Source organism: Nonomuraea sp. GTA35, from assembly GCF_041950525.1.
Lineage (GTDB): Bacteria > Actinomycetota > Actinomycetes > Streptosporangiales > Streptosporangiaceae > Nonomuraea.
Genome location: NZ_JBGNUV010000019.1, coordinates 14,701 through 34,532 on the forward strand (window position 1 = coordinate 14,701; position 19,832 = coordinate 34,532).

20 protein-coding genes are annotated in these 19,832 nt (G+C 70.6%); 15 read left to right on the forward strand and 5 right to left on the reverse strand.

Annotated elements, in window-relative coordinates:
* The first annotated feature begins 42 nt into the window (after window positions 1-42).
* The 10 genes from ACBJ32_RS51335 to ACBJ32_RS51380 all read left to right on the forward strand — a co-directional run bounded on the left by ACBJ32_RS51335 (window position 43) and on the right by ACBJ32_RS51380 (window position 9,593).
* Window positions 43-1,884: a glycosyltransferase family 2 protein gene (locus tag ACBJ32_RS51335; protein WP_375133134.1), complete on the forward strand. Its 1,842-nt coding sequence runs from the start codon at window positions 43-45 to the stop codon at window positions 1,882-1,884.
* An 87-nt stretch (window positions 1,885-1,971) separates the two neighbouring features.
* Complete coding sequence (locus tag ACBJ32_RS51340) at window positions 1,972-2,973, forward strand: energy-coupling factor ABC transporter permease (protein WP_375133135.1); 1,002 nt, start codon at window positions 1,972-1,974, stop codon at window positions 2,971-2,973.
* A 3-nt stretch (window positions 2,974-2,976) separates the two neighbouring features.
* Entirely contained in the window at window positions 2,977-3,732 is a 756-nt protein-coding gene (cbiQ, locus tag ACBJ32_RS51345; RefSeq protein WP_375133136.1) for a cobalt ECF transporter T component CbiQ, read from the forward strand.
* Entirely contained in the window at window positions 3,726-4,463 is a 738-nt protein-coding gene (locus ACBJ32_RS51350; protein WP_375133137.1) for an energy-coupling factor ABC transporter ATP-binding protein, read from the forward strand. Before cbiQ ends, ACBJ32_RS51350 begins: the two co-directional genes overlap by 7 nt.
* A gap of 185 nt (window positions 4,464-4,648) precedes the next feature.
* Complete coding sequence (locus ACBJ32_RS51355; protein ID WP_080043295.1) at window positions 4,649-4,987, forward strand: STAS domain-containing protein; 339 nt, start codon at window positions 4,649-4,651, stop codon at window positions 4,985-4,987.
* Between the two features lie 47 nt (window positions 4,988-5,034).
* On the forward strand, window positions 5,035-5,808 hold the full coding sequence (locus ACBJ32_RS51360) for an SDR family NAD(P)-dependent oxidoreductase (RefSeq protein ID WP_357892982.1): 774 nt from the start codon (window positions 5,035-5,037) through the stop codon (window positions 5,806-5,808).
* Between the two features lie 10 nt (window positions 5,809-5,818).
* Window positions 5,819-6,583 carry a crotonase/enoyl-CoA hydratase family protein gene (locus ACBJ32_RS51365; RefSeq protein WP_357892980.1) on the forward strand — a complete coding sequence of 255 codons (765 nt, stop codon included), beginning with the start codon at window positions 5,819-5,821 and terminating at the stop codon, window positions 6,581-6,583.
* A gap of 108 nt (window positions 6,584-6,691) precedes the next feature.
* Window positions 6,692-7,333: a rhomboid family intramembrane serine protease gene (locus tag ACBJ32_RS51370; protein WP_357892978.1), complete on the forward strand. Its 642-nt coding sequence runs from the start codon at window positions 6,692-6,694 to the stop codon at window positions 7,331-7,333.
* Between the two features lie 93 nt (window positions 7,334-7,426).
* The gene (locus tag ACBJ32_RS51375; protein ID WP_375133138.1) at window positions 7,427-8,023 is read left to right on the forward strand and encodes a hypothetical protein; all 597 of its coding nucleotides are present in this window, start codon (window positions 7,427-7,429) and stop codon (window positions 8,021-8,023) included.
* On the forward strand, window positions 8,016-9,593 hold the full coding sequence (locus ACBJ32_RS51380; protein ID WP_375133139.1) for an SRPBCC family protein: 1,578 nt from the start codon (window positions 8,016-8,018) through the stop codon (window positions 9,591-9,593). Before ACBJ32_RS51375 ends, ACBJ32_RS51380 begins: the two co-directional genes overlap by 8 nt.
* Here ACBJ32_RS51380 and ACBJ32_RS51385 read toward each other — a convergent pair.
* The 4 genes from ACBJ32_RS51385 to ACBJ32_RS51400 all read right to left on the reverse strand — a co-directional run bounded on the left by ACBJ32_RS51385 (window position 9,590) and on the right by ACBJ32_RS51400 (window position 13,032).
* Window positions 9,590-10,174 carry a TIGR00645 family protein gene (locus tag ACBJ32_RS51385; protein WP_375133140.1) on the reverse strand — a complete coding sequence of 195 codons (585 nt, stop codon included), beginning with the start codon at window positions 10,172-10,174 and terminating at the stop codon, window positions 9,590-9,592. The genes ACBJ32_RS51380 and ACBJ32_RS51385 overlap by 4 nt on opposite strands.
* Window positions 10,175-10,379: 205 nt before the next feature.
* Entirely contained in the window at window positions 10,380-11,489 is a 1,110-nt protein-coding gene (gene serC / locus ACBJ32_RS51390) for a phosphoserine transaminase (RefSeq protein WP_375133141.1), read from the reverse strand.
* Between the two features lie 85 nt (window positions 11,490-11,574).
* The gene (locus ACBJ32_RS51395) at window positions 11,575-11,721 is read right to left on the reverse strand and encodes a hypothetical protein (protein WP_375133142.1); all 147 of its coding nucleotides are present in this window, start codon (window positions 11,719-11,721) and stop codon (window positions 11,575-11,577) included.
* Between the two features lie 204 nt (window positions 11,722-11,925).
* On the reverse strand, window positions 11,926-13,032 hold the full coding sequence (locus tag ACBJ32_RS51400; RefSeq protein ID WP_375133143.1) for a citrate synthase 2: 1,107 nt from the start codon (window positions 13,030-13,032) through the stop codon (window positions 11,926-11,928).
* A 182-nt stretch (window positions 13,033-13,214) separates the two neighbouring features.
* Here ACBJ32_RS51400 and pdxH point away from each other — a divergent pair, with 182 nt between their 5' ends.
* On the forward strand, window positions 13,215-13,868 hold the full coding sequence (gene pdxH, locus ACBJ32_RS51405; RefSeq protein ID WP_375133144.1) for a pyridoxamine 5'-phosphate oxidase: 654 nt from the start codon (window positions 13,215-13,217) through the stop codon (window positions 13,866-13,868).
* Between the two features lie 10 nt (window positions 13,869-13,878).
* On the forward strand, window positions 13,879-15,180 hold the full coding sequence (locus ACBJ32_RS51410) for an MFS transporter (protein WP_375133145.1): 1,302 nt from the start codon (window positions 13,879-13,881) through the stop codon (window positions 15,178-15,180).
* Window positions 15,181-15,183: 3 nt separating this feature from the next.
* On the opposite strand, the gene ACBJ32_RS51415 is transcribed toward ACBJ32_RS51410, so the two are convergent.
* Window positions 15,184-15,801, reverse strand: coding sequence for a UdgX family uracil-DNA binding protein (locus ACBJ32_RS51415; protein WP_375133146.1), 618 nt, complete (start codon window positions 15,799-15,801; stop codon window positions 15,184-15,186).
* Window positions 15,802-15,901: 100 nt separating this feature from the next.
* On the opposite strand from ACBJ32_RS51415, the gene ACBJ32_RS51420 reads away from it, so the two are divergent.
* From ACBJ32_RS51420 to ACBJ32_RS51430, 3 genes are all read left to right on the forward strand, one after another.
* Window positions 15,902-16,606, forward strand: a complete 705-nt coding sequence (locus tag ACBJ32_RS51420; RefSeq protein WP_357892961.1) for a metal-dependent transcriptional regulator — start codon at window positions 15,902-15,904, stop codon at window positions 16,604-16,606.
* 123 nt (window positions 16,607-16,729) lie between these two features.
* Window positions 16,730-18,952: a SpoIIE family protein phosphatase gene (locus ACBJ32_RS51425; protein WP_375133147.1), complete on the forward strand. Its 2,223-nt coding sequence runs from the start codon at window positions 16,730-16,732 to the stop codon at window positions 18,950-18,952.
* On the forward strand, window positions 18,949-19,728 hold the full coding sequence (locus ACBJ32_RS51430; protein ID WP_375133148.1) for an alpha/beta fold hydrolase: 780 nt from the start codon (window positions 18,949-18,951) through the stop codon (window positions 19,726-19,728). The genes ACBJ32_RS51425 and ACBJ32_RS51430 overlap by 4 nt, the downstream gene beginning before the upstream one ends.
* The last annotated feature ends 104 nt before the right edge of the window (window positions 19,729-19,832 follow it).

The window sequence follows — 19,832 nt, forward strand, 5'->3', positions numbered from 1 at the left end:
CGGCCCCCGCGGACACCCGCGCTCGTCACATACTGAGACGGGATGACGACGAGACGTGACTGTGGAGTGGTGGAGATGCACGGGGCAGGCGACGATGACGACGCGGTCGACGTCAGCGTCGTCATCCCCGTCCACAACTGCCGGGACTTCCTCGACCGGTGCCTCACCTCCGCGCTCGTCCAGCGGGTGAAGAAGGAGATCGTCGTCGTGGACGACGGCTCCACCGACGGCAGCGGCGAGCTCCTCGACCTCTACGCCGCCTACCACCCGGGCACCGTCAAGGTCGTGCACATCGAGGCCAGCGGCGGCGCGGGCCGGCCGCGCAACGTCGGCATCGAGCACGCCACCGGCCGGTACGTCTTCTTCTGCGACGCCGACGACTACCTCGGCCCCGAGGCGCTCGAACGCATGGTCGCGGTGGCCGACCGCAACGACACCGACATCGTCCTCGGCAAGATCGTGGGCCACGGCAGGCGGGCGCCCGTGTCGATGTTCGCGCGCAGCGCCGACCGGGTGGGGCTCGGCGACAGCAACGTCTACAACAGCCTGAGCTGCTTCAAGCTGTTCAGGAGGGAACTGCTCGTCCGCCACCGCATCAGGTTCGGCGAGGGCATGCTGGTCGGGGAGGACATCCTCTTCACCGTGCACGCCTACTGCCACGCCCGGGCGGTCTCCGTGGTGGCCGACCACGACTGCTACCACCTCGTCTCCAGGCCCGACGGCAGCAGCATCATGCAGCAGCCCGGCAGCAGGGACCCGCTGGCCTGGCTGGCCATGATCCGCGAGCCCATCCGGCTGATGGCCCGGCACGTCGAGCCCGGCCCGCTCCGCGACCACCTGCTGCGCAGGCACTTCAGGCTGGACGTGTTCACCCAGCTCGGGGCCGTGTTCCTGGACAGCGACGACGTGCGGCGCAAGGACATCGCGCGCGAGGTCGCCGCCCTGTGCGAGGAGTGGTACACCCCCGGCGTCCACGAGCGGCTCAACACCGTGGACCGGCAGCGGGCCGGCGCCCTGGACGACCTCGACCGCCTCATGCGCCTGGCCCGCATCGAGAGCGCCACCGTGCGGCGCCGGCTGACCGGGCTGCGCTGGGACGGCGAGCACCTGGTGGTGACGGGCGCCGCCAGGCTCGCCGGGATCACCAGGGACGACGGCCTGACCGTGGTGCTGCGCGCCAGGCACGACCCGGACAAGGAACTGGTGGTGCCGGCCGACAGGAAGGGCGGCGAGTTCACCGCCAGGGTGGACGTCGGCACGCTCGACTCCGGCATCTGGGACCTGCGGATCGCGGTCGAGATCGAGGGCGTGATCCGGCTCGGCAGGCTCGGGGCCGACCGCGACAGCGGCATCGGCAGGCCGCAGCCCCGGATGGTCGGCGGCGTCGTGGCCCTGCCCTACTTCACCAGGGACAACGGGAACCTCAGCATCGACGTGGGCGGTCACGTGGTCGCGGTGCCCGGCACGGTGCGGCTGATCAGGATGCGCTGGTCGCTCGCGCACCGGCTGCTGATGGACGGCGAGGTCACGGTAGCCGGCACCACCCCGCCCACCTCGGCGGTCAAGCGGCTCGTGTGGCGGGAGCGGCGCACCGGGCGCGAGCGCGCCGAGCGGGTGATGGCGCTGCCCGGCGGCGGGTTCGCGGCCCGGCCGGCGGTCGGGAAGCTGACGCCCGGCACCTGGGACGCCTACCTGGAGCTCGATCTGGGCGGGCCGCCCGCGCGGTTCAGGATCGAGACCGATACGGTGGCCGGGCCGCGCCGCGGGTGGGGGGCGGCCCTGTTCAGGAGCGTGCGGCCGTACGCGACCTCGGGGAAGGGGCGGCTGAGCGCTGTGGTGCGGCGGCTGACGGCGGAGAGCGTGGTCAAAAGAATTCTGCGGTAATTGCCATCTATGTGCAGGTGCAAGACGATGTCCTAAAGTAGGACCGTTTGTCCGTCCTCTTCTCGGATCCTCTTCCTGGAGGCAGCCGTGCACGTACCCGATGGCTTCTTCAACGCGGTGACATCCATCTCGGCCGGCGTCGTCGCGGCCGCCGGCGTCGCGGTCTGCCTGCGCGGGGCCCGGCGCGAGCTCGACGACCGCACCGCGCCCATGGCCGGGCTCGTCGCGGCGTTCATCTTCGCCGTGCAGATGCTCAACTTCCCCGTCGCCGCCGGCACCAGCGGCCACCTGCTGGGCGGCGCGCTGGCCGCGATACTCGTCGGGCCGTACACAGGAGTGCTGTGCATGGCCGTGGTCCTGCTGGTGCAGGGCGTGTTCTTCGCCGACGGCGGGCTGACGGCGCTCGGCGTCAACATCACGATCATGGGCCTCGTCACGGTGCTCGTCGGCTGGGGCGTCTTCCGGCTGGTCACGACCATGGCCAGGGGGAAGGTCGTGGTGGCGGCGTTCCTGGCCGCGCTGATCTCGGTGCCGGCCTCCGCGCTGGTGTTCACGCTGCTGTTCTGGATCGGCGGCACCGCGCCGATCGAGGTCGGCACGGTGGCGGCCGCGATGGGCGGGGTGCACCTGCTGATCGGCATCGGGGAGGGCCTGATCACCGCGATGACCGTCGGCGCCGTGCTGGCCGTGCGGCCCGACCTGGTGCACGGCGCCCGCGGCCTGGCCAGGCCGCTGGAGCTGCGCGGCGCCGATGGCACGACCACCGTCGTGGGCGAGGAGCGGCCGGTGGTCACCGGCGGCGGGCTCAAGCCGTTCCTGCTCGGTGGGGTCGGCGTGACGCTGGTGCTGGCCGGGGTCGTCTCCTTCTTCGCCTCCTCCTCGCCCGACGGGCTGGAGGCGGTGGCCGAGGACAAGGGCTTCATCGACCAGGCGGCCGACCACCTGTTCGGCGGGTGGGCGCTGGCCGACTACGGTGAGGTGGGCGGGATTCCCGTCGGCGTGGCCGGGATCGTCGGCGTCGGTCTGGTGTTGCTCATCACCGGGGCCGTGGCCTGGGCCGCGCGCGGCCGTAACAAGATCAAGGTGTGATTCGTGGGCGCTGGGCACCACCACCGGCTCTACCTGCCGGGCGAGTCGGTCGTGCACCGGCTGCCGCCGCAGTGCAAGCTGCTGGCGGTCTTCGCGTTCGCGCTCGTGGTGGTGGCCACGCCGCGCGAGCGGTTCTGGGCGTTCGCCGCGTACGCCGTCCTGCTGGGCGGCGTGGCGGTGGCGGCCCGGGTGCCGGGGACGTACGTGCTGCGGCGCATGGTGATCGAGGTGCCGTTCGTGCTGTTCGCGTTCCTCATCCCGGTCGTCGGGCTGGGGGAGCGGACCGAGGTGCTGGGGCTCTCGCTGAGCGTGCCCGGCCTCTGGGCGGCCTGGAACATCCTGGCCAAGGCCTCGCTGGGGGTGGTGGCGTCCATCCTGCTGGCGGCCACCACGGAGCCGCGGGCCATCCTGCTGGGGGCGCAGCGGCTGCGGCTGCCGAGCCTGCTGGTGCAGATCGCCATGTTCATGCTCAGGTACCTGGACGTGATCGTGGACGAGATGCGGCGGATGCGGGTGGCCAGGGAGTCGCGCGGGTTCGAAGCACGAAATCTCCGGCACGTTCCGGTGATCGCGCGGTCGGCCGGGGCGCTGTTCATCCGCTCGTACGAGCGGGGCGAACGCGTGCACCTCGCCATGCTCAGCCGCGGCTACTCAGGCCAGATGCCGGTCATCCAGAACCTGCCGGCGTCCGTGACGCACTGGGGTACCGCCCTCGCCCTGCCCGCCGTCGCCCTCGCCATCTGGGGACTAACGTGGTGAACTCTCTCGAGGTCCGGCAGCTCGCCTACGCCTATCCGGACGGCACCCAGGCGCTGTTCGGGGTGGACCTGACGATCGGCCGCGGCGAGCGCGTGGCCCTGCTCGGCCCCAACGGCGCCGGCAAGACGACGCTCGTGATGCATCTCAACGGCATTCTCACCGCCGGGCACGGCAGTGTCACCGTGGCCGGCACGCCGGTGCGCAAGGACACGCTCAAGGAGGTCAGGCAGCGCGTCGGCCTGGTCTTCCAGGACCCTGACGACCAGCTCTTCATGCCCACGGTCCGCGACGACGTGGCCTTCGGCCCCGCCAACGCGGGCCTGCGCGGCGAGGAGCTGGACCGGGTGGTCAAGGACGCGCTGGACCGGGTGGGCATGCTGGACGCCGCCGACCGGCCGCCGCACCACCTGTCGTTCGGGCAGCGGCGCCGGGTGGCGGTGGCGACGGTGCTGGCCATGGCGCCCGAGATCCTGGTGCTCGACGAGCCCTCCTCCAACCTCGACCCGGCCGCCCGCAGGGAGCTGGCCGAGATCCTGCGCTCCCTCGACGTGACGGTGCTCATGGTCACGCACGACCTGCCGTACGCGCTGGAGCTGTGCGAGCGCTCGCTCATCCTCTCCGGCGGCGTGATCGCCGCCGACGGGCCCACCCGCGAGCTGCTCGCCGACGCCGACCTGCTGGCCCGGCACCGCCTGGAGCTCCCGTACGGCTTCGCGATCCCCGCCGTTTGAGGCAAGCTGGCCTCCCAGGTAAGGGCATCGGCGGCGAGATGGGTAGAAACCCGGAGCATGGTTCTTGACGGGGCATTTGGTACGCGTTTACGCCCGCCTTGTTCTCCTGCATCCGACTTTTCGTAGTTTGTGCATGCCCGGTATCCGGGGATGTCGAAGTACAGTGGCTCATCGAGGAGGGGCCCATGAAGCTGCGGCTTGCGCGACACGCCCTGGGCGACGCCGTGGTGGTGGCCGTCGAGGGAGAGCTTGACCTGTTCACCGCGCCGTTCCTGCGTGACGAGGTGCGTGACGCCATCAAGCAGGACAGCGCGCGGCTCGTGCTCGATCTGCAGCAACTGTCGTTCATGGACTCCAGCGGCCTGTCGGTGCTGATCGAGGCCTGGCGGCTGGCGACGGGGGAGGGCGGTGGCGTCTCCCTGGCGGCGCCGCAGGCGCCGGTGGCGCGCATCCTCCGCACGACCGGGCTGGACCGGCGGATCAAGGTGTACTCCGACGTGGACACCGCCGTGGGCGAGTTTTAACCGCCCCCGAGTAGAACTTCATTCGGTCTGCGGGTTAGGGTCCGGCTATGGACGTGAACGGATCTGCAGCAATCATCTCCGGCGGCGCCAGCGGCCTCGGTGAGGCCACCGCCCGCGAGCTGGCCCGCGCCGGCGCCACCGTGGTCGTCGCCGACCTCAACGAGGAGCGCGGCAAGGCTGTCGCCGACGAGATCGGCGGCGTCTTCGCCAAGACGGACGTCTCCGACGACCAGCAGGTGCAGGCGGCCGTGGACGCCGCCGTGGCCACCGGGAAGCCGCTGCGCGTGGTGGTCAACAGCGCCGGCATCGGCTGGGCCGAGCGCACGGTCAACCGTGACGGCAACCCGCACAACCCGGCCTCCTACCGCAAGGTCATCGAGGTCAACCTGATCGGCACGTTCAACCTCATGCGCATCGCCGCGGCCGCCATCGCCAAGACCGAGCCGGCCGACGCCGACGGGCAGCGCGGCGTGGTGATCAACACCGCGTCCGTGGCCGCGCTGGAGGGGCAGACGGGCCAGCTCGCCTACTCGGCCTCCAAGGGCGGCATCGTGGGCATGACCGTGCCCGCCGCCCGCGACCTGGCCGCCATCGGCGTACGGGTGAACACGATCTGCCCCGGCATCATCGACACCCCCATCTACGGCTTCTCGCCCAACTCCGAGGAGTTCAAGGCCAAGCTGGTGGCGCCGGTGGTCTTCCCCAAGCGCATGGGCCGGGCCGACGAGTTCGCCCACCTGGTCAGGTCGCTCGTCGAGAACGACTACATGAACGCCGAGGTCATCCGCTTCGACGGCGGCATCCGCTTCCAGCCCAAGTAAGGCAGGTCCCGTGTCTGACGAAGTGCTCGTCGAAGAGTCCGGCAACGTGGCGATCCTCACCATCAACCGTCCCAAGGCGCGCAACGCCATCAACGGGGCGGTGGCGAGGGGCGTCGCCGAGGCGCTGGACACGCTGGACGCCCGTCCCGACATTTCCGCTTACGTGCTGACCGGCGCCGGTGGCACGTTCTCCGCGGGCATGGACCTCAAGGGGTTCCTGTCCGGGGACTTCCCGGTGGTCAAGGGCCGCGGGTTCGGCGGGCTGACCGAGGCGCCGCCGAAGAAGCCGCTGGTGGCCGCCGTCGAGGGGTACGCCCTGGCGGGCGGGTTCGAGCTGGCGCTGGCCTGCGACGTCATCGTGGCCTCGTCGGAGTCGAAGTTCGGCCTGCCGGAGCCCAAGCGCGGGCTGGTGGCCGGCGCGGGCGGGATCATGCGGCTGCCGCGGCGGATCCCGTACCACGTGGCCATGGAGATGGCCCTGACCGGCGACCACTACGAGGCCGCCCGCCTGTACGAGCTCGGCCTGGTCAACCGGATCACCGAGCCCGGCGCGGCCCTGGAGGGCGCCCTGGAGCTGGCCAGGAAGATCGCCGCCAACGCCCCGCTGGCGCTCGCCGCGACCAAGAAGGTGGTCATCGAGTCGCAGGACTGGTCGCTGGAGGAGATGTTCGAGAAGCAGGGCGCGATCATCAACCCGGTCTTCGGCTCGAAGGACGCCATGGAGGGCGCCGCCGCTTTCGCCGAGAAGCGCGCGCCCCGGTGGAAGGGCGAATGACCGTCCCCCTCCCGTCCTCCTCAAGGAACGGGAGGGGTCTCCTTCAGCGCGCGCATAGCTCTGCCTGGATACGGTAAAGAGAGAGGAGACAAGTTACCGGGAGAGCGCATGAGCGACTATTCGGGTTCCAGGTTCGGGTCGGCCAGGCGCGGTGCCGGAGCGCTCCTCTCCGGAGCTCTCAGCGCGCTGATCATCGTGGTCGGCATGGTCGCGGTCATGTGGGTGGTCGAGGGCGTCGACTTCTTCGTCGGCGGTGCGCTCGACTACCAGTTCGGCATCGTCGGCTGGGATCCTGACGGCCTGGTGGGCATCCTCTTCGCGCCCTTCCTGCACGGCGGCTTCGGCCATCTGATGGCCAACTCCGTGCCGCTGCTGGTGCTGGGCTTCCTGGCCGGGCTGCGTGACGTGCGCAAGTTCCTCTGGGCCACCGTGCTGATCATCTTCATCGGTGGCCTGGGCACCTGGGTGACCAGCCCCGCCGTCCTCACGATCGGCGCGAGCGGGCTGGTGTTCGGCTACTTCGGTTACATCCTGGCGCGTGGCCTGTTCAACCGCAGCCTGCTCGACATCGTCATCGGCGTCGGCGTGGGCATCGCGTACTGGGGGATCCTGGCGGGCCTTCTGCCGAACCAGCAGGGCATCTCGTGGCAGGGGCACCTGTTCGGGCTCATCGGCGGCGTGGTGGCCGCCTGGGTGCTGCGCCGCAGGCCGCGGCGCGAGGTCGCGCCGGCCAACCCGTACTCGTTCTGATAAGAAATGTCCATCTTTCTCCCTACCTCGGGTCCTTAGCCCGAACGCGGGCAGGCGACGGTCAGAGCTGCTGAAGGAACGGGAGCGCTGACCATGTCGAACAAATGCCGCATTGCCCTTGCCCTGCTCGCCGGGTACTTCCTCGGCCGGCGACGTAAGCTGCGCATGGCCGCGGCGCTGGCCGCGGCGGGGCTGGCCGGTCGAGCACGCGGTGGCAAGGGCGGAGGCGGGGGCGGGGGCGCCGGTGGCCTGCTCGCGCAGGGGATCAAGGGCCTCACCTCCTCCGCGGACGTGGCGCCGATCGTCGACCGCCTGCGTGGCGATCTCCTGGAGGTCGGCAAGGCGGCGGCGGTGGCCGCGGCCGGCAGGCAGATCGACTCCCTGAGCGACAAGCTGCACGAGCGCGCCGAGACCCTGCGGTCGCAGGGGAAGAAGCCCGGCGATGAGGCGGATCAGGCGGATCAGGCGGACAAGCCTCAGGAAGGGCCTCGCAAAGGGCCTGAGGAGGGGCCGGAGGACACCACCGAGGACACCGCCGAGGACACCACCGAGGACACCGCCGAGGACGAGGGCGCCGGCGGGGAGCCGGAATCAGCGGCTCAGGAATCGGAGGAGCCCGAAAGGACCCAGCGGCGGCCCCGCATGCTGCGGCGGACCCGCCGGTCGGTGAGGGGGAACAGCCATGGCTGAGGCAGAGACGGGGCGAGCCAGGAGAGTGGCCCAGGCGGCGGGCCGGGCCGGGACGGGAGCGGCCAGGAAGGCCACCGGCGCAGGCAGGCGCCTGGCCGGGGCGGCGAAGGGCACGGCCGAGCAGACCACCCCCGCGGCGAACAGCACGGAGGAATCGGCGGCCCCTGAGGCGAGGGGTGCCGGCGGGGATGCGATCGGCGCGGTGAAGGGTGCCGGCGAAGGCGCGATCGGCGCGGCGAAGGAGGCCGGCGAAGGCGCGGCCGGCGCGGCGACGGGAGCCGCTGGAGGCGCGGCCGGCGCGGCGACGGGAGCCGCTGGAGGCGCGGCCGGCGCGGCGACGGGAGCCGCTGGAGGGCTGGCCGGCGCCGCGAAGGGGACCACGCGAGCGGTGGCCGGCGCCGCGAAGGAGGCCGGTCAGGAGATCGTCAAGAACCTGCCCACGGACCGGCTCAAGCAGGAGGCGCAGAACCTGCTGCACGCCGCGGCCGGGCGGGCACTCGCCCGTGCCGAGGACAAGCTCGAAGGGCTGACCGGCCGCCTGTCCGACTACGCCGGGGGCAAGGGGGCGAGCCTCCTCGGCGCGGTGACCGGCTCCGGTGGCGACGACCAGGGCGGGGGCGGCGGTCTGGTCGGCGGAGCCCTCAAGGGCGGGCTCAAGGGCGGCCTCGCAGGCGGCCTGAAGGGCGGGCTCAAGGGCGGCCTCAAGAGCATCATGCAGAAGATCACCGGCAAGGGCGACAAGGGAAACCGGAAGATCACCAACATCATCGAGACGATCGACGTCGGTGCTCCCCGCCGCCTGGTCTACAACCAGTGGACCCAGTACGAGGACTTCCCGTCGTTCATGAAGAAGGTCGAGAACGTCAAGCGGGAGTCGGACCAGGACTCGATGTGGAAGGCCCAGGTCTTCTGGTCCCACAGGCACTGGAAGGCGCGCATCGTCGAGCAGATCCCCGACCAGCGGATCATCTGGAGGTCCGAGGGCCCGAAGGGGTTCGTCGACGGCGCGGTGACCTTCCACGAGATCACCGACGACCTCACCCGCATCCTGGTGGTGCTGGAGTACCACCCGCAGGGGCTGTTCGAGCGTACCGGCAATCTGTGGCGAGCCCAGGGACGCCGCGCACGGCTGGAGCTCAAGCACTTCAGGCGGCATGTGATGGCGCACCTCCTCCTGCATCCCGACGACGTGGGCGACGGCTGGCGCGGCGAGATCCGCGACGGCGAGGTCGTCAAGGATCACGAGACGGCGATGGAGGAGGAGCGCGCCGCCGCGGAGGAGCCCGAGGAGGAAGAGGGCTTCGAGGAGGAAGAGCCCGAGGTGGAAGAGGAGCCCGAAGAGGGCGAAGAGGAAGAGGAGGAGGGTCAGGAGCCCGGAGAGGAGGAGGGCGAGTACGAGGAAGAGGGCGAGGAGCCCGAAGAGGAGGAGGAAGAGGGCGAGGAGCCCGAAGAGGAGGAGGGCGAGTGCGAGGAGGAGGAAGAGGAGCCGGAGGAAGAGGGCGAGTACGAGGAGGAGGAAGAGGAGGAGCCCGTCCCCGCTCGTGGCGGCCCCCGCCCCCGGACTCGTTAGAGGTGGGAGCGCGTGTGCTCGGCCGGTGACGTGGCCAGCAACCGGTCGATGTAGGCGAGGCCCACGGCCGACGCCACGAACGCCAGATGGATCAGCGTCTGCCACATGATCTTGTCGTTGGGCGTGCTCTGCGCCCGGATGAACGTCTGCAGCAGGTGCACCGACGAGATCCCGATGATGGCCGTGGCCAGCTTGACCTTCAGCACGTTCGCGTTGACGTGGGAGAGCCACTCCGGCTCGTCGGGGTGGTCGTTGAGGTCGATGCGCGAGACGAACGTCTCGTAACCCCCGATGATCACCATGATCAGCAGGTTCGAGATCATCACCACGTCGATGAGGGCCAGCACCGTGAGCATGACCACGACCTCGGGCGAGGGAGCCCCGGAGACCGGGGCGTCACCGTGCAGGAACACGGTCTCGATGAGGTGCCACAGCTCCAGCGCGAACTGGTAGACGTACACGGCCTGGGCCACGATGAGCCCCAGGTAGAGCGGAACCTGGAGCCAGCGGCTGGCGAACATCAGGTAACCGAGGCTCTTCGGCCGGGCGGTTCCCTGGCCGAATGCGGGCTTAGCGGGCAAGAAGGTTCCTACTCGTCGAGCCGGAGGGGTTGTGAGGGGGGCGACCCGGGATCCCCGGGGCCGGCGAAGCGACGACGGCCGGTACCGGCAGGCTGCCGGTACCGGCCAGGTTCGTGCGGAGCGTCGAGGAGGCGGACACGCCCGTCTCCCGGACGCGCCCGCCTCCTCGACGAGCCGGCCCGCGGGGACGGGCCGCAAGGACTGACTAGAGGCGCTCGACCACGTAGTCGACGCAGGTCGTCAGCGCCTCGATGTCGGCCGGGTCGATGGCCGGGAACATCGCGATGCGCAGCTGGTTGCGGCCCAGCTTGCGGTAGGGCTCGGTGTCGACGATGCCGTTGGCGCGCAGCACCTTGGCCACGGCGGCGGCGTCGACGGAGTCGGCGAAGTCGATCGTGCCGACCACCTGGGAGCGGAACTCGGGAGCGGCGAACGGCGTGGCGTAGGCCGACTTCTCCGCCCAGGTGTAGAGGCGCTGGCTGGACTCGCCGGTGCGGGCGGTGGTCCAGGCCAGGCCGCCGTTGCCGTTCATCCAGTCGAGCTGGTCGGCCAGCAGGAACAGCGTGGCCACCGCCGGGGTGTTGTAGGTCTGGTCCTTGGCGGAGTTGTCGATCGCGACCGGCAGGCTGAAGAACTCGGGCACGTACCGGCCGCTAGCGGCGATCTCCTCGACCCTGGCCAGGGCGCGCGGCGACATGATCGCGATCCACAGGCCGCCGTCGGAGGCGAAGCTCTTCTGCGGCGCGAAGTAGTAGACGTCGGTCTCGGCGAGGTCGACGGGCAGGCCGCCGGCGCCGGAGGTGGCGTCGACGAGCACCAGCGAGTCGTCGGAGCCGACGCGCTTGATCGGCATGGCCACGCCGGTCGAGGTCTCGTTGTGGGTGAGCGCGTAGGCGTCGACACCGTCCTCGGCGACGGGCTCGGGGTAGGTGCCCACCTCGGCCTTGATCACGCTCGGCTCGGCCAGCCAGGGCGCCTTCTTGGCGACCGTGGCGAACTTCGAGGAGAACTCGCCGAACGACAGGTGCTGGGACTTCTCGCGGATCAGCCCGAAGGCGGCGATGTCCCAGAACGCGGTGGTGCCGCCGTTGCCCAGCACCACCTGGTAGCCCTCCGGCAGCGAGAACAGGTCGGCGAGACCGGAACGCACGCGGCCGACCAGGCCCTTGACCGGCTTCTGACGGTGCGAGGTGCCCATGAGGCTCGCGCCGGAGGCGGCGAGCGCGGCCAGTTGCTCGGTGCGAACCTTCGAGGGCCCGCAGCCGAAGCGGCCGTCAGCGGGCTTGATGTCAGCGGGAATAACGATGTCAGCCACGTAACGGAGCCTACCGACCTGCGCCGGATGGCTTGAACCCGGTCCGGAGTATGAGATCGGTGAAAGTTTCCCCTTGCGCGCCAGGTCAGCGGCGCGCGCTGGTCGTCCTGCACGCCAGGTGCCCGATCGCCGCCGAGGTGGTGACGCGGGCGCTGATCGGCGCGGGGTGGGCGCCGGCGGCCGTGCGCGGGCCTGTGACGTACGACGAGGAGATCCGGGGCATCCGGCTCACGGCGGTGCTCGTGGACCCCGTACCGGCGGACTGGGCGCTTCCCTGGCGCCTCGGGGGGCGCGCGGTCGCCGTGCCGTCGGCCCCGCCCTCGAACCGGCCGCCGCTCCTGGGCCTCCAGCAGGAGACGTTCAAGGCTTTCGTCCCCGGGAACGCGAAACGGCTACCGCGGCGGCGACGGGGCCGCGCGGTAGCCGCACCACGGGATCAGTACTTGCCGACGACCTCGTCGGCGCCCTCGAGCTCGCTGAGTGGGCGCGAGGTGGGACCGGTGTAGGTGGCACTCGGGCGGACCAGCCTGCCCGTGCGCTTCTGCTCCAGGATGTGCGCGGCCCAACCGGCCGTGCGGGCGCAGGTGAACATCGAGGTGAACATGTGGGAGGGCACCTCGGCGAAGTCCAGCACCACGGCGGCCCAGTACTCGACGTTCGTGGCCAGCACGCGGTCCGGCTTGCGGGCGTGCAGCTCCTCCAGCGCGGCCTGCTCCAGCGCCGCCGCGACCTCGTAGCGGGGCGCGTCGAGCTCCTTGGCCGTACGGCGCAGCACGCGGGCGCGCGGGTCCTCGGCGCGGTAGACGCGGTGGCCGAAGCCCATGAGACGGTTGCCCTTGTCGAGCTCGCTCTGGACGTACTTCTTGGCGTCGCCGAGCTGCTCGACGCCCTCGATCATGTGCAGGACACGCGCCGGCGCGCCGCCGTGCAGCGGGCCGGACATGGCGCCGACGGCGCCGGAGAGCGCGGCGGCCACGTCGGCGCCGGTGGAGGCGATGACGCGGGCGGTGAACGTCGAGGCGTTCATGCCGTGCTCGGCCGCCGAGGTCCAGTAAGCGTCGATGGCCTTGACGTGCTTGGGATCAGGCTCACCGCGCCAGCGGATCATGAAGCGCTCGACGATGGTCTTGGCCTCGTCGACCTTGCTCTGCGGCACCATCGGCAGGCCGAGCCCGCGCGCGGACTGCGCCACGAACGACAGGGCCATGACGGAGGCGCGGGCGAGCTGGTCGCGGGCCTCCTCGTCGGTGATGTCGAGCAGGGGCTTGAAGCCGTAGGCAGGGGCCAGCATCGCCAGCGCGCTCTGCACGTCTACACGGATGTCACCGGAGTGGACAGGAATGGGGTACGGCTCCGCCGGGGGCAGGCCCGGCTGGAACTGATTGTCGACCAGCAGGCCCCAAACGTGCCCGAACGGGACACGGCCGACCAGCTCTTCGATGTCGACGCCCCGGTATCGAAGGGCGCCCCCTTCTTTGTCCGGTTCCGCGATCTCGGTCTCGAAAGCTACGACGCCTTCGAGCCCGGGTTTGAAGTCGGACATACTCGGCCGCCTCCCTTTCTTGCCATGTTTCGGCAACGCGATGCCTTGATGTCGAGATACCGGCGGGTCAATTTAACCCCCTCCCAGCTCATGCTCGGTCTCGGGACCCGCCGTTCAGGCAAACCCGCTGGTCGGGAGCGGTGCATGGGATCTACCACGCAAGCGCGCAAGAATATCGTCTCGTGGATGCCACCCCGCTCCCGCCCACGCTGGCGGGGCTTCGCCGTACGTACGAGGGCGAGCCGTTGCTCGAATCAGACCTCGCGTCCGACCCCATCGCGCAGTTCACCACCTGGTTCCAGGACGCGCTCGACGCCGGCCTGCCGGAACCCAACGCCATGATCCTGGCCACCGCCTCCGCCGGCGGCCGCCCGAGCGCCAGGACGGTCCTGCTCAAGGGCTACGACGAACGCGGATTCGTCTTCTACACCAACTACGAGTCGCGCAAGGGCCGCGACCTGGCCGAGAACCCGCGCGCCTCCCTGCTGTTCCCCTGGCACCCGGTACGCCGCCAGGTGCGCATCGAGGGCACTGTGACGAGGATCTCCCACGCGGAGTCGGCCGAGTACTTCGACTCGCGCCCGTACGGCTCGCGCATCGGCGCCTGGGCCTCGCGGCAGTCGGCGGTCGTGCGTTCCAGGGAGGAGCTGGACGCCCGGTACGAGGAGCTGGCGGCCCGCTGGCCGGAGGACCCGCCGGTGCCCGACTTCTGGGGCGGTTTCCGGGTCGCCCCGATCGAGATGGAGTTCTGGCAGGGACAGCTCGACCGGATGCACGATCGGCTCCGCTACCGGCGGACGCGACCCGGGTGGGTTCTGGAGAGACTTGCCCCTTAATGTTCGTTAAGTGGCATTCGGGGAGCTGGTCAAGCGTCATCTCGTAGACACCCGGCCGCTGGGCGTCCCCGCGTACCGGCGGATCTGGCTGGGCCAGGCCGTGTCACACGTCGGCGTCGGCGTGACCGTCGTGGCGGTCGGGCAGCAGGTCTACGAGATCACGCAGTCGTCGTTCTACGTCGGCCTGATCGGCATCGCCAACCTGATCCCGCTGATCGTCTTCGGCCTGTGGGGCGGCGCGGTCGCCGACGCCGTCGACCGGCGCAAGCTGCTCGTCGTCGGCTCGGTGGTCGCCTGGGCCGCCACGCTGTTCATCCTCGTCCAGGCGCTGCTCGGGCTGAACAACGTCTACCTGATCTTCCTCGCGGTCGCGCTGAACTCCACCGGCTTCGCCATCACCGGGCCGACCCGGGGCGCGATCATCCCCAGGATCCTCGACGCGGAGCTGGTGCCGGCGGCGAACGCGCTCAACTCGCTGGTGTACAGCATGGGCGCCGTCCTCGGGCCGATGATCGGCGGGGTCGCGATGACGTACGGCGACAACGCGTGGGCGTACGCGGTGGACGCCGTCCTGTTCACCGCCAACCTCTACGCGGCGCTCAGACTGCCCTCACTGCCTCCGCTGGGCGAGGTGACACGTCCGGGAGCCAGGGCCGTCCTGGACGGGCTCAGCTTCATCGTCAGGAGCCCGGTGCTGATGATGTCGTTCGTCGTGGACATCATCGCGATGGTGTTCGCCATGCCCCGGGCGCTCTTCCCGGAGCTGACCGCCGAGCGCTTCGGCGGGGACCTGCTCGCGCTGGGCTGGATGAACTCCGCCATGGCCATCGGCTCCGTGACCGGCGCGCTGTTCTCCGGGTGGGTGGGGCGCGTCAAGCGGCAGGGGGTGGCGCTGACGGTCGTCATCGCCGTCTGGGGGCTGGCCGTCGCCGCCGCCGGGCTCGTCCACGACCTGTGGCTGCTCGTGCTGTTCATGGCCGTCGGCGGGGTGGCGGACGTGATCTCCTCGGTCTGGCGGCAGTCGATCCTGCAGCTCTATGCGCCGGACGAGATGCGGGGGCGGTTGCAGGGGGCGTTCATGGTGGTCGTGGCGGGCGGGCCGCGCCTGGGCGACCTGCGGGCCGGCGCCACGGCCACCGCCTTCGGGCTGACGGGGGCGTGGGTGGGTGGCGGCCTCGCCTGCGCCGTCACCGTGCTGGTCGTGGGGCTGTCGGTGGCCGGGTTCCGCAACTACCGGGCCGGCGCGCCCGCCGTGGTCCGGCCGCGTCGATCGCAGGGGCCCGGCCCGTTGAGTGAGGAGCCCGCGGACTGACGCTCAGGCGGCCCGCGCCGCCGCCTGGAGGTCGGCCAGGAAGCCCGCGTAGGCCGCGTCCCTGTCGGGCGCGCGCAGCACGGCCGACGGGTGGATGGTCGCCACCGCGAGCGACTCGCCGAGCGGCACCGGCTCGCCGCGGTGCTGCGTCACCTTGAAGGCGCGTCCCAGCAGCGACCGCGCGGCCGTCGCGCCGAGCACCACGACCACCTCCGGCCGCACCGCGGCCAGCTCGGCGTTGAGCCACGGCTGGCAGGCGTCGATCTCGGCGGCCGTGGGCTTTTGATGAATCCGCCTTTTACCCCGTGGCGTGAAAGAGAAGTGCTTGACGGCGTTGGTGAGGTAGACGTCGTCCCGCTCGATCCCCGCCTCCTGCAACCCTTTGTCCAGAATGCGCCCCGCCGGGCCCACGAACGGGTGCCCCTGCCGGTCCTCCTGATCTCCCGGCTGCTCGCCGACCAGCATGAACCGCGCCTGCCGCGGCCCCTCGCCGAACACCGTCTGCGTGGCGTTCCTGTACAGGTCGCAGCCCTCGCAGAAGGCAGCGGCACTCCGGAGCGAATCGAGATCGAGACGGTCGGGAAGGAACTCGGCCGCCCCATTGTTGCCGTCCTTAACCATCGTCGGTCGTTCTCCCAATAGGGTTCCCTGTGACTCCTGTGCCCGCAGCGGACGGGCTCAGTCCCACGATCGGCGAAGTACCATTCACTTGGGAGGAGCCTTGACCGCACACGGCTTGATCGACACCACGGAGATGTATCTCCGTACCATCTACGAGCTCGAAGAAGAGGGCATCGTCCCGCTGCGGGCCCGCATCGCGGAGCGTCTTCAGCAGAGCGGCCCCACCGTCAGCCAGACTGTCGCGCGCATGGAACGTGACGGGCTCGTCCGCGTCGAGGGTGACCGCCACCTGTCGATGACGGAGCTGGGCCGCACGCTCGCCACGCGGGTGATGCGCAAGCACCGCCTCGCCGAGTGCCTGCTCACCCAGGTGATCGGCCTTCCCTGGGAAGAAGTGCACATCGAGGCGTGCCGCTGGGAGCACGTCATGTCGGAGTCGGTCGAGTCACGCCTGGTGACGCTGCTCGACAACCCGACGGTGTGCCCGCACGGCAACCCGATCCCCGGTCTGGCCGAGCTGGGCGCCAGGGAGCCGGTCGACAGCGGTGACGACGTGCTGACGACGATGTGCGACCTCGCCGGCACACGCGACACAGCGGTAGTCGTGCGTCGAATTAGCGAACAAGTGCAAAGCGATCCCGCTGTGATGCTTAAACTCAAGCAAGTTGGGATACAACCCGGACGCGAGGTGACGCTCGCGGCGAGCGACGACGGTGTACGGGTGACAGGTGACGGTGACGCGAAGGATACTCCTGCGGAGCTTCCGCGCGATGTGGCCGCGCACGTTTTTGTCTCCAAGCGCTGACGCGCGCCCAGCTACTTGGTTGAATCCCTCCTGGGAGGCCCTCCACTCTCCCCTGGCCAAGACTGTTGCAGGAGCGCCCGTGGTCCGCTTTGCAGACACGCCACCCCGAGGAGTGGTCTCCGGATGAAGCGATGGGGGGATCTGTCACAAGAAGCGGCTGATCACCTTGCTGCCGGGTCCGTGCTCGACCACGCCGAAATGGCAGTGGTCGTCACCGACCGTTTCAGCAATCTCCTCTATTGGAATCCGTTCGCCGAGAAACTTTTCGGCCGGCAGGGTAAGTCGCCTTCGCGTGACTCGTCCGTCCTGTCCCTCGGGATCATGGAGAAGGACCACCCGATGGCGATCGAGCTCGCCAAGCACGTGCTCAAGGGCGGCGTGTGGGAGGGCACGTTCGACGTCAGGCGCGGCGACGGGACCATCGTCTACGTCCGCGCGCAGGCCGTGCCCCTGCGTCCCTCGTCGGGCGGGGTGACGGGGATCGTCATCATGGCCCGCGAGGCGCTGCGCAGCAACGAGCGGGAGAAGGACCGCTTCGGGCTGCTGGAGCGCATCGGCGAGCGGCTGGCGGGCTCCCTGTACGTCGAGGAGACGCTCAAGCGGGTCGCGGAGATGCTCGTCCCCCAGTTCGCCGACCACTGCTTCATCGAGCTGATGGAGGGCGACCGGCTCGTCCGCAGGGTCTCGCAGCACGTACAGGGGTGGACGCCACCGTCGGGAACATGGAAGCCGGTGGGCGCGGAGATCCGCTACCCCTCCGGCCACTACGCTGACACCGCCCTCCGCCGCCAGGAGACCATCCTGGTCGAGGACTTCGCCACCAACCGCAGCCCCGTCCCCCACGAGGGCAGCGCGCGCCTGTGCGGCGAGATCGGCATGACCTCCGCCATCGTGGCGCCGCTGCTGGTGCGGGGGGAGACGCTGGGGCTGATGTACCTCGGCCTGTCCAACCTCACCGACCGCCGCAGCCCCCACTACGACGCCTTCGACCGCGACTTCGTGGGTGCCATCGCCACCCGGGTCGCGCTGGCGATCGACAACGCGCTGCTGTTCGAGGAGGAGCGCCACACGGCGGAGTCGTTCCAGAAGTACCTGCTGCCCCGGGCGCTGCCGCAGCTCGACGGCCTGCAGATCGCCGTGCGCTACTACCCGGCCGCCCCGCTGGCCTCCCACGGGCAGGGCATCCAGACCCAGGTCGGCGGCGACTGGTACGACGTCATCCCGCTGTCCGCCGGCCGCGTCGGCATCGTGATCGGCGACGTCGAGGGCAGGGGTGCCAAGGCGGCGGCCATCATGGGCCAGCTCAGGGCGGCGCTGCGGGCCTTCGCCCAGGACGACAAGTCCCCGGCCGACATCCTGGCCAGGCTCGACGAGTGGACCCGCATCATCGCCACCCCCGAGCAGGACGACAACGGCGCCGACGTCAGCATCCCGCCCATCGTCACCTGCCAGTACCTCGTCTACGACGCCTGGTCCCGCCAGCTCTCCTTCGCCAACGCCGGGCACGCCCCGCCGCTGCTGCTGGTCGACGGGCAGTGCGTCGAGCTCGACATCGAGGAGGTCGGCCAGCCGCTCGGGGTGCGCGCCAAGGGCCTGCACGCCGACCTGGTCTACAAGGAGGAGACCCGCACGCTGCCGCCGGGCGCGGCGCTGCTCCTCTACACCGACGGCCTGGTCGACCGCCGCCCCGGACGCGACGGCCGGATGCCGAGCGAGGCCGAGACGCTGGGCGTGCTCTGCGAGAAGCTCGCCAAGATGTCCGACGCCGAGGTCGAGCGCATCGCCGACGCCGCCACGGTCGCGGTGCCCGGCGAGATCGACGACGACATGGCCATCCTCGTGGTCCGCTCCAGCGACGTGGACCTCGACGTGGAGTCCCGCACGTTCCCCGCCCAGCCCATCATGGTCGGTGAGGCGCGCCGGATGGCCGCCGAGGCCTTCGCGAGCTGGAACGTGCCGGAGGAACGCGCCGAGCTGGCCTGCCTGCTCGTCTCCGAGGTCGTCACCAACGTGGTGCTGCACGCCGCCACCGCCGGGGTGCCGCGCAGGGAACTGGTCGTGGAGGGGCCGCCGCTGCCGTTCGAGGAGTCCTGGGACACGCCGGGCTTCGAGGACGAGGTGGTCGGCGACAAGGAGTTCACGCTGCGGCTGCGCAGGGGCGAGGAGGCGGTCTGGGTCGAGGTGTTCGACCAGGACCTGCGGCTGCCCCGCATCCGCAGCGCGGGCGAGAACGACGAGGGCGGGCGCGGCCTCTACCTCGTCGACCAGCTCGCCAGGCGCTGGGGGTCCCGGCCCACCAGGGAAGGCAAAGCCGTCTGGTTCGAGATTCCCACGCGTGGTAGGTGAGTGATTCACTGGCGACCATGGAGCTGGCCTTCGAACGCCGGGGCACCGGCGCGCCGCTGATCCTCGTCCACGGCATCGGCCACCACTGGCAGGGCTGGCTGCCGGTGCTCGACCGGCTCGCCGCCACCCGCACGGTGTTCGCGGTGGACCTGCCCGGCTTCGGGGTCTCGCGCGAGCTGCCGCCGCGGATCCCGTACACCGCCGAGTCGCTGGCCGACGCGGTCGAGTCGTTCTGCGCCCGGCTCGGCATCCGCGAACCCGCCGTGGCGGGCAACTCCCTGGGTGGTTACATCGCGCTGGAGCTGGCCTCGCGCGGTGTCGTACGCTCGGCTGTCGCGATCTCCCCGGTCGGCTTCTGGTCCCGCGCGGAGCTGCTCTACTGCCAGGCGATGCTGCGCGCCATGCGCGCCTCGGCCCGCACCCTGACCCTGGAGCAGCTGGAGAACCGCCACCTGCGTGCGGTGGCCGCCGGGCTGCTCGTCGCCCACCCCGCCAGGCTCGACCCGACCGCCCTGATGGCCGCCACGCAGGCGCTGAGCAGCGCGCCCGGCTTCGACGAGACGCTGGAGTCGTTCGGCGGGCTGATGCCGCCCGCGCCGCCGAAGTCGCCGATCACGATCGCGTGGGGCGAGCAGGACCGGCTGCTGCCGCGCCGCCAGGCCGTACGCGCGGCGCGGTGGTCGGGGCAGCGGGTCAAGCTGCTGAAGGGGTGCGGTCACGTGCCGATGAGCGACGATCCGGAGCTGGTGGCCCGCGTCATCCTGGAGCCGGCGTAGGGTCCCGCCATCGTCCGCGACACGTCCGGATCGCGCAGGGCGGGGGAGAACGAGAAGATCGTGACCCTCATATAGGCGGGGGGATGCGGCCTGGCGGTCACGTG